Genomic DNA, 12,412 nt, shown 5'->3' on the forward strand with positions numbered 1-12,412 from the left:
TGTTTGTAGTATGAGCATTCGCGTCCAAAACCTTACTGTATACTTGTCGACAACTCGAACAAAAAAAAGCAGCATGAAAGAGTTGCTTGTGAAGGTAAGTAAACCCCAGTCCGCTTTAGCTCAGGTTCTGTAATGCTGCCATCAAGCGCCCGCTCTGCTGCTCAGCAAGCCCTGGTCAACTATTCGGAATACTATGGTGGAGCGTCGTATGGGAATCGGCAAAATAACTGCGTACACCCGCTTCGATCCGATCCGCATCCTTGGACTCCAGACCTTGAATGATTCTGCGATGCTTGTCGATCACGTCGCTAATCTTCGCTTCACCCATCGTGAATACTTCCTTCGTTGTGATGAGCATGACCGCTATGACCACTTCACGGATGCTTCTCCACAGATGGAGCATTCGCGCATGCTGCGCTTCGGTAATTATCGCCTCATGAAACGAGAAATCCTGATAGGAAAACTCGACAGCATCCTGATGTTTGGCCGCGAGCTCCATCTTGTCGATGGTCTGCCGCAAACGGCTGATAAGCGCATCTGTCTGCGTACCGGCCAATCTTCGTTGAACGAAGCTTTCGATCAGATAGCGCACGTCGTACAGCTCCTCTACATCCTTCAGCCCAAGGCCAAGCACAACAGCACCCATCCGTTCGAGCCGGATCAACCCTTCGTTCGATAGCGTTTTCATTGCATCTCTAACCGGGGAACGGCTTGTGCCAAAGTCAGCGGCAATGCCATTCTCGGATAAAATATGGCCCGGTCCTACCGTACCATTAATGATTTGCAGCCTAAGCTCGCAGGCGATGGCCTCGCCTAGAGAAACGCCTTTCAGCCATGAAGAAGGATACTGCTTAATCACGCTCTACACTCCTATTCCTGCACATGATCATGCCCTGTCGTTAGTAGTACGATTTTAGCATGAATAGCAGCGGAATTGAAGGCAAGGGGCAGGACGGCATGAACATGCCCGGGTAAAGGAACGGCCCTCCGAATCAAAGGTCATATCCGCTTTTCAGCATACTAGTACACTTGTATACAAGAACTTTTCCGTTATTATGATACTCTCTGCACCGCCATCTGTAAACGTTTTTTTCAGGGTTGCTGGCAGTACAAACAGGATCTCCCAGCTCGTAAGGCTATCTCTTCCTCCGTCTTGGTTCGTTCACTTGGATGATCCGGCTGCCGGTGAGACTTGGCGTCACCCTTGAACAAAAGCACCGGAATAGCCGGAAACAGCAGTCCTCTGACGCGAACGATTGACTGTAAACATGATGTATCCTCCCTTCCGGTTTATCGTCCATGCTTCCAGCAAGGGGCTGTCCCAAATTTAAACAAAGAGTCTCTGGGCCAAACCCGCAATAAACACTTAAGCGAATGACTTGTCGCGTGTTGCGTGTTTGGCACGTGAATGACAGTCGCGTGTTATGTGTTCAGCATGTGAATGACTTGTCGCATGTTGCGTGTTTGGCATGTGAATGTCTTGTCGCGTGTTGCGTGTTCGGCATGTGAATGTCTTGTCGCGTGTTGCGTGTTTGGCATGTGAATGTCTTGTCGCGTGTTGCGTGTTTGGCATGTGAATGTCTTGTCGCGTGTTGCGTGTTTGGCATGTGAATGACTTTTCGCGTGTTATGTGTTCGGCATATGGGCATGCGGTAATCAGCACGTGGTGGGGGCGATATGTGTTAGCACAACCACACGACGCATGCGCATCTATACTGGTTTTTTACAGCTATTTCAGGCTATTGACGTTCAAAATAGTGCTATACTGGAAATTTCCAGTTATAAATGCCTACTTGAGCTCTATAAGGCCCATTTGGGGCGATTTAACTGTATGGAATGCAGTATAGAGGCGGCCTCAAGCGAATGACACGTTTTTAACTGTACGAATTCCAGTATAGACCATCGGTTAAGGTGTATCAGGTATCTTTCTGCACTCCGCGCAGCTCCAGTTGGTTCATGATGACCTGTACAGCCATTATTAAGGGGAGACAAGACCGGGGCTTGATTGTCATGATTTTTAGCCCTTTTGAGTCTGTCCTTTTGCCATCCCCCTATACCTGCACACAAACTAGGGTTTATTTATGCGTTCGAATAATTTCTTCGTTCTTGTAATGAATAAGCTCAGTTACCGTCACGAATTCAAAGCCTCTCTTCTCAAGCTCCGGCAATATGATTTTCAGTGCTCTAACCGTCTGAGTCGAACCCGGAATATAATCATGAAGCAGAACGATATCCCCATTCCGTGCGTTGTTCAGCACTTTCTTCACGATGCGGTCTACCCCCGGGCTTCTCCAGTCGTTCGTATCCTGATGCCAGGACCATAAGACCGTGGTATAGCCGAGTTTCTTAGAAATCCCAAGCATTTGCTCATTGTAGAACCCCCCCGGCGGACGGAACAAAAGCGGTTTTTTGCCGGTTATCTGCTGGATGGACTGCTCCGTCTTAAGAATTTCACTTTGAATCGTTAACGGGTTCATCGCTGCTCTAAAGTACAAATGATTATACGTGTGGTTAGCCAGCTCATGCCCTTCCGCAATCTCGCGCTTGATCGTCTCGGGGTAAAGCTCTACGCGATTGCCGACGACAAAGAAGGTCGCCTTGGCATGATACTGCTTCAACAGATCCAAAATCGGATTGGTGGTTTCCGGGTACGGCCCATCATCGAAGGTCAAAGCGATTTTCTTATCCTCCAAAGGAACTTCCCAGACGATTTCCCCTCTTTTTTCGTAGAAATAACGGTCTTTCTTCTCTGAGGGAGCCGCGAACGCGCACACAATACTCATGCACAAAACAAGGAATAGAAGCCGGTTGATGACAGCCACTGTTGTACCTCCGTTTACTCGTTATGTAAGGCAATACCTGAATATGGACAACTGTTACTATTTACCTTTCCATTCATCCCTATACGGGAGGAAAAATAAATAAGAGGCCCGCTGAAGGCCTCTTATACGATAGCTGTGAAATTATATTCGAACCATCTGTTTCACCGGCTGGTTGCCGGATTGCAAGCTTGCCTGCTGAGTTGCCCTAGCCGCCCGAAGCCGGCTGTTATCATGCGGGATGCATAACGGTGTTCCGTACAGCGGATCGGGGATAATATCGCATTTAAGGCGAAAGACGGTTTCAATTAAAGGTACGTTCACCACATCATCCGGACGCCCCTGGGCTTCAATTTTGCCGTCGCGAATGGCCACGATGTGATCCGCATAACGGCAGGCGAGGTTAATATCATGCAGCACCATAACAATCGTGCGCTGCTCGTGGTCATTTAATTCATAGAGCAGATCCAGCACTTCGATCTGATGTGTCAAATCCAAATAAGTCGTTGGCTCATCGAGCAAAATCACCGGCGTCTCCTGCGCAAGCGTCATCGCAATCCAGGCGCGCTGCCGCTGTCCTCCTGAGAGGGAATCGACTGTTCGCTCCGCAAATTCACTCATACCCGTTGACGCAAGTGCCGCCTGAACGACTGACTCGTCTTCATGCGACCACTGCTTCAACCAGCTTTGATACGGATATCTGCCCTGCTTGACCAGCTGCAGTACCGTCAACCCTTCGGGCGCCGTCGGCCCCTGCGGAAGAATGGCCAGCTTGCGTGCAACCTCTTTGGTAGACATACCTGCAATATCGCCGCCATCCAATAGAACCGAACCCCGCTGCGGCTTAAGGAGTCTTGCCATGGAGCGGAGAAGTGTCGACTTGCCGCATCCGTTACTCCCGATGAATACGGTGATTTTCCCTTTCGGTATGGACAAATTCAGATCCTCAAAGATAAATGCCCCTCCATAGGATAATCCAAGCCCTTTGACATCCAGTGTACTCATGACAGCATTCCTCCTGACTAATAGCGGTTTCGGTTGCGGTAAAGCAGATACATGAAGAAGGGTGCGCCAATGGCGGCGGTTAATACACCGGCTGGCACATCTTTGGGAAGAAAAGCAGTCCGCGCCGCCAAATCTGCAACAAGCAGAATCAGCGCCCCAAGCAGCGCACTGACCGGCAGCACGCTGCCGAAGGAAGAACCGACAAGCTTGCGCGCCATATGTGGCGCCATCAACCCGATGAAGGCGATCGCCCCGCCAATCGCAACTGCAGCACCGGCAAGCCCGACACTGAGCGCGATTAGAATGAGACGCTGCTTCTGCACATTCGCCCCGGCACTGCTTGCTACATCATCGCCAAGCGCCTGAATGTTAACATTTCGGGCCTGCAGCCACGTAAGCGGCAGAAGCACCGCCACCCAAGGCAGCAGAGTGAACACATCTTTGTCCCAGGAGGTGCCGTAGATGCTCCCGGTCATGAACGTTAAAGCCCGGTCCGCCAGCTGCAGAGGGCCGGAGATAATTAACATATAAGAGACGGATTTCATGGCTGCCGAAATGCCGATGCCGACGAGAACAAGCCGCAGCGGTTCAACGCCTCTCTTCCATGAGAGTACATAGAGGAGCGCCGTAACAACCAGCGCTCCGCCGATCGAGAATAGAGGCATCCAGTGAATCGATACCGTTCCGCCGAATAAGAAAATGAACAGCACCGCGCCCAGCGACGCCCCTTCCGTAATTCCCGCCACGTCCGGCGAAGCTAAAGGGTTGCGGATGATGCCCTGAAGCACAGCCCCGGCAACAGCTAGTGAAGCACCGATCAACGTGGCGATAATAATCCTCGGAAGCCGCAGCTTCTCAACGATGACCTGTTCCATAGGCGTTCCACCGCCAAAAATCACCTTCATGACATTCAAGGGGGAAATATATGTACCTCCGGCCCCTGTACTGATAATGACAACAATTATACAAAGCACCATCAGGAGGAGCGTGATCCAGATGGTTCTTTTCTCTATTAACAAGGAAAATTTCGAGTCGGCCGATCGAAGCGGCCTATATTTACCCATTACGTTTGTCTGCCTTTCCTAGCAATATATACAAAGAACGGAACACCGATAATAGCAGTCATAACCCCGACAGGAACTTCCTTCGGCATCGCGATATAACGGGAGCCCAGATCTGCAGCCACCAGCAATAAAGCGCCTAATACCGCGCTGCCGGGCACAATCCATCTATAATCGGTGCCAACCAGATGACGGACAATATGCGGAATAATGATGCCGACGAAGGCAATCGGACCTGCCACAGCGACTGAACCGCCCGCCAGAAGAATGATTGAAACCGCTGCGAAGCTTTTAATATGAGCTGTTCGTAGGCCAAGTCCCTGCGCAACGTCGTCTCCCATGGCCAGTACATTCAAATGCCGCGAAAGCAGCAGCGCAATCACCATGCCCGCTCCCATATAGGGCCAAACGGATTCGAGCTGATCCATATCCCGGCCCGCAACAGAGCCGACCAGCCATACGAGGACTTGGTCGAACATTTTACCGTCCGTAAGCATGATGCCCTGGGTAAGCGAAGCAAAAAAAGCTGCCATCGACGCTCCGGCAAGCGTGATCTTCACCGGAGTCATGCCGTCTCTGCCGATACTGCCCAGGAAGAATACAATTCCCCCGCTGACAGCCGCGCCGATCAGGGCGACCCAAGTAAAAGCATGAAGCCCCGAGACTCCCAGCCAAGCGGCCGACATGATAATGAAAAAAGCAGCGCCGGAGTTCACTCCGAGCGTACTGGGGGATGCAATCGGATTGCGCGTTATAACCTGCATAAGAGCCCCGGCTACGGCCAAGCAAGCTCCGACAGCAGCTGCGATCAAAGCGCGGGGAACCCGGGTTGTACGAATGACCAGATGCTCATTGCTATTGTTGTAGTGGGTGAACGATTCCCAGACGACCCTAAGAGGAATATCCGTTACACCGAAAGCAATACTGCACATAATGGCTGCAGCAAGCGCAATAATGGATAGGATTAAGTAAAATACTCTCATCTTATATCTGTTCTTCCATTCTGAAACAGTCTAATTGAACCCGTTTACTCTTGTTGAATTGTAGAGGAATTGAGTCGGATTGTCAATGATTCTGATAATCATTCTCATATTTTTTGTTGACAGCGGGCGGCTTTGCGTTTATAGTTTGTAATTGCAAATGATAACGGTTCTCATAGTGAGACACACATAATGTAGGGGGAAGACAATCATGATCGCAAGATGGACACAAACAACCCGCAGCCGTGCTGCTTGGTGGGGAATACTGGCACTCATAATGGTCGTGGCGCTATCAGGATGCGGAAGTAATTCTGCTTCTAACGATAACAAACAGGCAAACACGGCGAATACCGATTCAGCGAAAAATTCAGAAACGGCAGCAAATGCAGACAATCAGGTCCGTACGGTGAAGCATGCTATGGGAGAGGCGCAAATCACGGGAACACCTTTGAAGGTTGTCGTACTCACGAATGAAGGTACGGAAGCAGTCCTGGCTCTGGGCGTAAAGCCGGTCGGAGCTGTTAAATCCTGGACAGGCAGCCCATGGTATGATCATATCAAAGCCGATATGGAAGGCGTTACTGAGGTCGGCGAGGAAAGTCAGCCCAACCTTGAGCTGATCGCCGGCCTTCAGCCCGATTTGATCATCGGTAACAAAATGCGTCAGGAAAAAGTCTACGAGCAGCTGAAAGCTATTGCTCCGACTGTCATGGCGGAGGATCTGCGGGGCGAATGGAAAATTAACTTCAAGCTGTATGCCGAAGCATTGAACAAGAAGGCTGAAGGCGATGCGCTGATGGCTGCTTTTGATAAACGGATCGAAGATTTCAAAGCAAAAGCCGGCGACAAGCTGAAAGAGACCGTATCCGTCGTTCGTTTCATGGCCGGCAAAACGCGTGTCTACCACACCAATACCTTCTCCGGTATTATCTTCAAGCAAATCGGTTTGGCACGTAATGAAATGACGAATAACGCCAAAGATACCTTTGTCGACGAAATTACGAAAGAACGTCTGCCTGAAGCGGACGCCGACCGCATTTTCTACTTCACCTATGAAACCGGTGATGGCAAAGCCAGCGAGACGGAACAAGAGTGGACGAAAGATCCGCTGTGGACAAACCTTAGCGCCGTCAAGAACGGTAAAGCCTACAAAGTTGATGATGCGATCTGGAACACGGCGGGCGGTATTAAGGCCGCTAACCTGATGCTTGACGAGCTGTACAAAATTTATGACATTAAACAGTAAGCCGGCTGCCTTTCAGCCCTGATATAATCGGCAGTAAACAAAAGAGCGACCTTACGGGGTTGCTTTTTTTTGCGTTTTACCAGCGTATATGTTTAATCAGATTAATCATGGAATCCTGCTCGTTTAAGCTTAGCGGCCATTGATGAATCTCATTGTTGATTCGTTCTAAATTGGTGAACCCTTTGGCCAAACCATTCAACCGTGCAGCCAAGGTAGAGTCAATCAGATCGTCCTGGGCAGGGTACAGCGTGCTCAGCTTCTCCATCGCATCCGGGAATCTTTTTAAATAATATTTTTGATGGTGATCTTCTGCTGGGTGAAAGTCCTTGTACGGCGCAATCTCGGTCTCCGGCACTCCCTTCCCCTGCTCCTTCCGCAGCTCTAAGACATGCTGTATGGAATCCTGCTGCTTCTGATCGTGAGCCAGCAGCAAGGATCTATACTGTCTTCCTTTATAATCGTTAATATTCAGCGGGTTATGGTTGTTCCAGAAAACATGCAGGATATCTTCAAACGGGATAATCGCAGGATCAAATTCAATCTGCACCGTCTCCGTATGATCTCCCATCTGCCGATAAGTAGGCTTCGCGGAAGTGCCGCCGGCATATCCAACGCGGGTTCCATTTACACCCGGCAGATGACCAAACAGCGCTTCCGGGCTCCAGAAGCATCCCATTCCCAGCGTGGCAGTCTGCAGATTGTTCATGAATAGAGATGATGCGGATGCGCCTGCCCGTTGTGCGGATTGTTCAGGCCGTTCTGGATGACTCATTGATTTCCCTCCGTCCCTGGATTTTCAATCTAACATACAACTTTAGGAAGGCTGCCGCAAGGCAGTTCATACCAATGTATCGGGAATCAAACTGTGAAGTTCCCACTACATTCTACTTAAAACCAACAAAAAAGGAGACCTCCTATTGAGATGCGGTCTTCCCTATATTACCAGGAATTCGTCATTACAATCGGCTTGATTTCTCCGTCGCCAATTTCCATTTTATCGATGCATAACATCCGGTTACCCGCTTCCGTGTCCCCGATAATTCTGCGGTGGTAGACAATCAGCCATTCATCCTCTTCCGGAATATGCAGGAATCCGTGATGCCCGGGACCTTCCGCGATCGGCTCCTGCCGCTCCAGGACTGTTCCCTTGTTATCGAAAGGGCCTAGCGGATTGTCGCTCACGCCATAAGCGACGCGATAGGAACCATTGACCCAATCCCCAAGCGACCACATCAGATAATAGAGCCCGTCCTTCTTGATCATGCAAGGGCCTTCCACATAACCTTCTGGAGTAATCGAAAGGAACGTTTCACCGTTCTCAAAAGACACAAAGCCTGTCATATCTTCATTCATCTTGGCTACATTGCAATGACGCCAGCCGCCGTAATAGAGATAAATGCTGCCATCGTCATCTTTGAACAGATGCGCATCAATCGGCTGGGCATTATGAATGAACCGATCAATCAGAGATTTGCCCAGATAGCCTCTGAACGGACCCTCCGGAGTGTCAGAGACTGCAATTTCCAGCCCGCCGATCTCATCATTATTCTGAATATCATTAGATGCAAACACGAGATAATATTTGCCTTTGCTCTCAATAATGGTTGGTGCCCACACCGCTCTCCAAATATATGGAAAATCGGACATTTCAATAATGGCTTCGTGCTTATCCCAGTTAATCAGATCATCGGAGCTGAAAGCATCCAGATTCATCTGTTGGGTATATTCCGTAAAGGAACGGGTAGCGTAGATCCAGTACTTTCCTTCATAGGTTCTGGCCTCAGGATCTGCATACCAGCCGGGTACAATCGGATTGGTTATTCCTTTCAATGAAGAGCAACTCCTTAAATATATAATTAGTTTGATAAGTATTACGTTTTAATTATACCCCACTATGGCCGTCCAATCTACATCTATAATGGGCAAAAGTAAAAACCCCATCTGTTATTAATGGGGTTAGTTAATTAACTTTCTAAATTAATGAGCATTAAATATCCAACTTACGAGTACCAATCCACTTCACGATTTCAGGATCATTATGTGAAAAGAATAAGCTGCTTCCCGTATCCAATGCAGCAATCCTCTCCCTATCCTCTTGGCTTAATTCAAAGTCGAAGCTATTGAAATTCTCAATGATTCTCTCTTTACGAACAGACTTTGGAATGACAACGACTCCTCTTTGCGTCAGCCAACGTAGAATCACCTGAGCAACGGTTTTATTGTATTTCCTGGCTATGGATACTAAAACCTCATTTTCAAACATGTTATTTTTCCCTTCAGCAAAAGGACCCCAGGATTCAATCTGAACGTTGTTCTCTTTCATAAATTGGGCACTTCCTACTTGCTGGCAGAACGGGTGAGTTTCAACCTGATTTACCGCAGGAACGACCTCATTATGAATAATTAAATCAATCAGACGATCCCTCTGAAAGTTACTTACCCCAATTGCCCGAACTTTACTTTCACGATACAATTCCTCCATTGCACGCCAAGAGCCATATACATCACCATATGGCTGATGTATCAAATACAAATCCAAATAATCCAATTGCAATCTTTCTAGTGATTTTTCAAATGCCTTCTTCGTGCGCTCGTAACCAGTATCCTGAACCCATAGTTTTGTTGTAATAAATAATTCTTCTCTTGGTACACCACTTCGTTTGATGGCCCTGCCAACCGCTTCTTCATTAAGATAAGAGGCAGCGGTATCAATCAGACGATAACCTGCCATAAGGGCATCGTAAACGGCTTGTTCGCATTCTTTTGAATCATTCATTTGATAAACACCAAAGCCAAGTATAGGCATTTCAACACCATTGTTTAAAATAACGTTTTCCATTTGAAATCCTCCCTAATGTCATTTTGCTGTATATAATAGTTAAATTTATTTTCCGGTTCGCTTTGAGTAATCGGAACCTGCCGGGTAACGATCGCCCAAAATATTTATTTTAGAAAGAGCTGCATTCAAATCAGTCAGTTCCTTGGCATTCAACTCGATATCTACGGCACCAAGGTTTTCTTCCAGACGATCCAATTGTCGGGTACCAGGGATAGGTACAATTCAAGGCCTTTGAGCAAGTATCCAAGCGAGTGCGATTTGAGCAGGTGTTGCATTCTTCTCTGCAGCGACCTTTACTATTATTTCCAATAAAACTTGATTAGCTTCAAGATTTCCCGTTTGGAAACGAGGCTGCTTACTACGGAAGTCATCGCTGCCGAATGTCGTATTCTTATTAATTGTCCCGGTAAGGAACCCCTTGCCCAATGGGGCAAATGGAACAAAACCGATTCCTAGTTCTTCAAGGGTAGGCAGCAAATCAATTTCAGGGTTTCTCCACATCATGGAGTATTCACTTTCGATAGCAGTTAGCGGCTGAATGGCATGTGCGCGGCGTATTGTCTCCACTCCTGCCTCAGAAAGACCCCAGTGTCTGATCTTCCCTTCCTTGATTAGGTCCTGTATGACCCCGGTCACTTCTTCGATTGGAACATTAGGGTCCACACGATGCTGATAGTATAGATCAATGGTTTCCACTTGCAGTCGTTTAAGCGAACCTTCAACTGATTGTCGGATAACTTTAGGCTTACTATCAAGAACCTGTTTACCATCTATAACTTTGATGCCAAACTTAGTCGCGATGAGAACCTTTCCCTTGTATGGGGCCAGTGCTTCACCTACCAGCTCCTCATTGTGATGAGAACGCCCATATACTTCAGCCGTATCGAAAAAATTAATTCCGCGGTCCACTGCAGCATGTATCAAAGAAATCGCATCATTCTTCTCTAGTATCGCTCCAAAACTTTGACTCATTCCCATGCAGTCGAGCCCGATAGCCGAAACCTCAAGTCCACGATTGCCTAAAATACGTGTTTGCATGCAGGATGCTCCCTTCCTATTCCGTTCCATACCTAATTGATATTCCGATGCTGAACGCAGCCGTATGTCCCTAACGGCTCTGGGCCAATCTATGTCTTTAGTGGACCGTTAGTGAGCTAAGTCTTATTATGCAGGAAGTGATAAGAAAACCGTTATCTCAATCATCTCGAATGATTGCCTAATTCTCTCGCGATTACTGACGATGGATGCATAATGGTCTATAATTTGACTAGTGTTAAACATGCAGGAGGAGATTATGGCTGAAGAATTAAAGAAACAACAACTTGAGCTTGCTAATTTGATTGAGCGTCATACGGATCATGACGGCGTGATAGAAACAGCTGTACCATCCTTATTTTTTATTCGCTATTCCAATTTGACTGAGCCGGGCTACAGAGTATACAAACCTTCGTACTGTTTCATCGCTCAAGGTTTAAAAGAGGTTTGGCTTGCACAAGAGCGATTTGAGTATGGCCCCGCGGATTATCTCATTTCATCCATGAATTTGCCTGTGATTGGCCAAGTCATTAGAGCTTCAAATGATGTGCCGTATTTAAGTTTAAAACTTGAATTTACACAGAATCAGATTTTAGAAGTATTAAGTGATTCGGATTTTCAAACATCTGCAAAGGAAAACCCAAAACGAGCACTGTTTGTGGGACAGATCGGGCTATCTTTATTAGACGCTACACTCCGCTTAGCGCGTTTACTCGATAACCCAGGAGATATTCCCTATCTCGCTCCAATTTATATTAAGGAAGTGCTTTATCGGCTTTTGCACGGGCAGTATGGAGTTGCGTTGGCCCAAATCGCATTGGAAGGAAGTAGCACGTTTCGGATTCGGGAAGGGATCGATCAAATTATTAAAAATTTTGATAAACCTCTACGAATTGATGAGCTTTCGGAAATGGCAAACATGGGTATTTCTACGTTCCATCGCGTCTTTAAAGAGGTAACCGCCATGAGCCCGATTCAATTTCAAAAACAAATTCGATTGCAAGAAGCGCGGCGCATACTCTTATCCGAGTCTGCGGATGCCGCTGATGTTGCTTTCCGCGTAGGCTATGAGAGTGCCTCCCAATTTAGTCGTGAATATGTACGGATGTTCGGTTCTCCTCCAAAAGCAGATATAAAACGTCTGAAAGAGAACTACGATGGCAGGCCGCTATCAACTGAACAGATTTTTACGGGCTCTAATGTGTGAGTATCTGGATGTCTGTACTTTTTCTTCCGATATAGAAAAAAGGCAGTTAATCATAGGATCAACTGCCTGAGGCTTTCCGGCTGGCTCTATCTGTTTTCTAACTCACACTGCCAGCTGCGTCCGCTCGCTTCACAATCATCGCATGAAGCAGAAGGGGCTGTCCCAAAAGCATGTAAATTCACACCAAAGGACAGTCTACTTTCTTAAAAAATGACCAGCA

At 47.6% G+C, this 12,412-nt stretch carries 10 protein-coding genes and 1 pseudogene; 2 read left to right on the forward strand and 9 right to left on the reverse strand.

Going from position 1 to position 12,412, the window contains the following annotated elements:
- Nucleotides 1-175: 175 nt before the first annotated feature.
- The 5 genes from ACFPYJ_RS26955 to ACFPYJ_RS26975 all read right to left on the reverse strand — a co-directional run bounded on the left by ACFPYJ_RS26955 (nt 176) and on the right by ACFPYJ_RS26975 (nt 5,868).
- The gene (locus ACFPYJ_RS26955) at nt 176-856 is read right to left on the reverse strand and encodes a GntR family transcriptional regulator (protein WP_379191351.1); all 681 of its coding nucleotides are present in this window, start codon (nt 854-856) and stop codon (nt 176-178) included.
- 1,219 nt (nt 857-2,075) lie between these two features.
- Nucleotides 2,076-2,783: a polysaccharide deacetylase family protein gene (locus tag ACFPYJ_RS26960; RefSeq protein ID WP_379191352.1), complete on the reverse strand. Its 708-nt coding sequence runs from the start codon at nt 2,781-2,783 to the stop codon at nt 2,076-2,078.
- Nucleotides 2,784-2,963: 180 nt separating this feature from the next.
- On the reverse strand, nt 2,964-3,824 hold the full coding sequence (locus ACFPYJ_RS26965) for an ABC transporter ATP-binding protein (protein ID WP_379191341.1): 861 nt from the start codon (nt 3,822-3,824) through the stop codon (nt 2,964-2,966).
- 17 nt (nt 3,825-3,841) lie between these two features.
- Nucleotides 3,842-4,888 carry a FecCD family ABC transporter permease gene (locus tag ACFPYJ_RS26970; RefSeq protein WP_379191342.1) on the reverse strand — a complete coding sequence of 349 codons (1,047 nt, stop codon included), beginning with the start codon at nt 4,886-4,888 and terminating at the stop codon, nt 3,842-3,844.
- Complete coding sequence (locus ACFPYJ_RS26975) at nt 4,888-5,868, reverse strand: FecCD family ABC transporter permease (protein ID WP_379191343.1); 981 nt, start codon at nt 5,866-5,868, stop codon at nt 4,888-4,890. The genes ACFPYJ_RS26970 and ACFPYJ_RS26975 overlap by 1 nt, the downstream gene beginning before the upstream one ends.
- Before the next feature lie 208 nt (nt 5,869-6,076).
- On the opposite strand from ACFPYJ_RS26975, the gene ACFPYJ_RS26980 reads away from it, so the two are divergent.
- Nucleotides 6,077-7,111 carry an ABC transporter substrate-binding protein gene (locus ACFPYJ_RS26980; RefSeq protein WP_379191344.1) on the forward strand — a complete coding sequence of 345 codons (1,035 nt, stop codon included), beginning with the start codon at nt 6,077-6,079 and terminating at the stop codon, nt 7,109-7,111.
- 76 nt (nt 7,112-7,187) lie between these two features.
- On the opposite strand, the gene msrA is transcribed toward ACFPYJ_RS26980, so the two are convergent.
- The 4 genes and pseudogenes from msrA to ACFPYJ_RS27000 all read right to left on the reverse strand — a co-directional run bounded on the left by msrA (nt 7,188) and on the right by ACFPYJ_RS27000 (nt 10,988).
- Entirely contained in the window at nt 7,188-7,883 is a 696-nt protein-coding gene (msrA, locus tag ACFPYJ_RS26985; protein ID WP_379191345.1) for a peptide-methionine (S)-S-oxide reductase MsrA, read from the reverse strand.
- Nucleotides 7,884-8,050: 167 nt separating this feature from the next.
- The gene (locus ACFPYJ_RS26990; protein ID WP_379191346.1) at nt 8,051-8,941 is read right to left on the reverse strand and encodes a glycoside hydrolase family 43 protein; all 891 of its coding nucleotides are present in this window, start codon (nt 8,939-8,941) and stop codon (nt 8,051-8,053) included.
- Between the two features lie 157 nt (nt 8,942-9,098).
- The gene (locus ACFPYJ_RS26995; protein WP_379191347.1) at nt 9,099-9,950 is read right to left on the reverse strand and encodes an aldo/keto reductase; all 852 of its coding nucleotides are present in this window, start codon (nt 9,948-9,950) and stop codon (nt 9,099-9,101) included.
- Between the two features lie 45 nt (nt 9,951-9,995).
- Nucleotides 9,996-10,988, reverse strand: a pseudogene (locus ACFPYJ_RS27000) (aldo/keto reductase).
- Nucleotides 10,989-11,244: 256 nt separating this feature from the next.
- Between ACFPYJ_RS27000 and ACFPYJ_RS27005 the strand changes: the two are divergent.
- Nucleotides 11,245-12,192: an AraC family transcriptional regulator gene (locus ACFPYJ_RS27005; protein ID WP_379191348.1), complete on the forward strand. Its 948-nt coding sequence runs from the start codon at nt 11,245-11,247 to the stop codon at nt 12,190-12,192.
- Nucleotides 12,193-12,412: the final 220 nt, after the last annotated feature.

Origin of the sequence: Paenibacillus solisilvae (assembly GCF_042656405.1) — a bacterium.
GTDB lineage: Bacteria > Bacillota > Bacilli > Paenibacillales > Paenibacillaceae > Paenibacillus_Z > Paenibacillus_Z solisilvae.

What these genes read in the sequence shown, in the direction of transcription:
- ACFPYJ_RS26970 (WP_379191342.1), bottom strand. Translation starts at nt 4,888, where the DNA reads ATGGGTAAATATAGGCCGCTTCGATCGGCCGACTCGAAATTTTCCTTG.
- ACFPYJ_RS26965 (WP_379191341.1), bottom strand. Translation starts at nt 3,824, where the DNA reads ATGAGTACACTGGATGTCAAAGGGCTTGGATTATCCTATGGAGGGGCA.
- msrA (WP_379191345.1), bottom strand. Translation starts at nt 7,883, where the DNA reads ATGAGTCATCCAGAACGGCCTGAACAATCCGCACAACGGGCAGGCGCA.
- ACFPYJ_RS27005 (WP_379191348.1), top strand. Translation starts at nt 11,245, where the DNA reads ATGGCTGAAGAATTAAAGAAACAACAACTTGAGCTTGCTAATTTGATT.
- ACFPYJ_RS26980 (WP_379191344.1), top strand. Translation starts at nt 6,077, where the DNA reads ATGATCGCAAGATGGACACAAACAACCCGCAGCCGTGCTGCTTGGTGG.
- ACFPYJ_RS26960 (WP_379191352.1), bottom strand. Translation starts at nt 2,783, where the DNA reads ATGAGTATTGTGTGCGCGTTCGCGGCTCCCTCAGAGAAGAAAGACCGT.
- ACFPYJ_RS26995 (WP_379191347.1), bottom strand. Translation starts at nt 9,950, where the DNA reads ATGGAAAACGTTATTTTAAACAATGGTGTTGAAATGCCTATACTTGGC.
- ACFPYJ_RS26975 (WP_379191343.1), bottom strand. Translation starts at nt 5,868, where the DNA reads ATGAGAGTATTTTACTTAATCCTATCCATTATTGCGCTTGCTGCAGCC.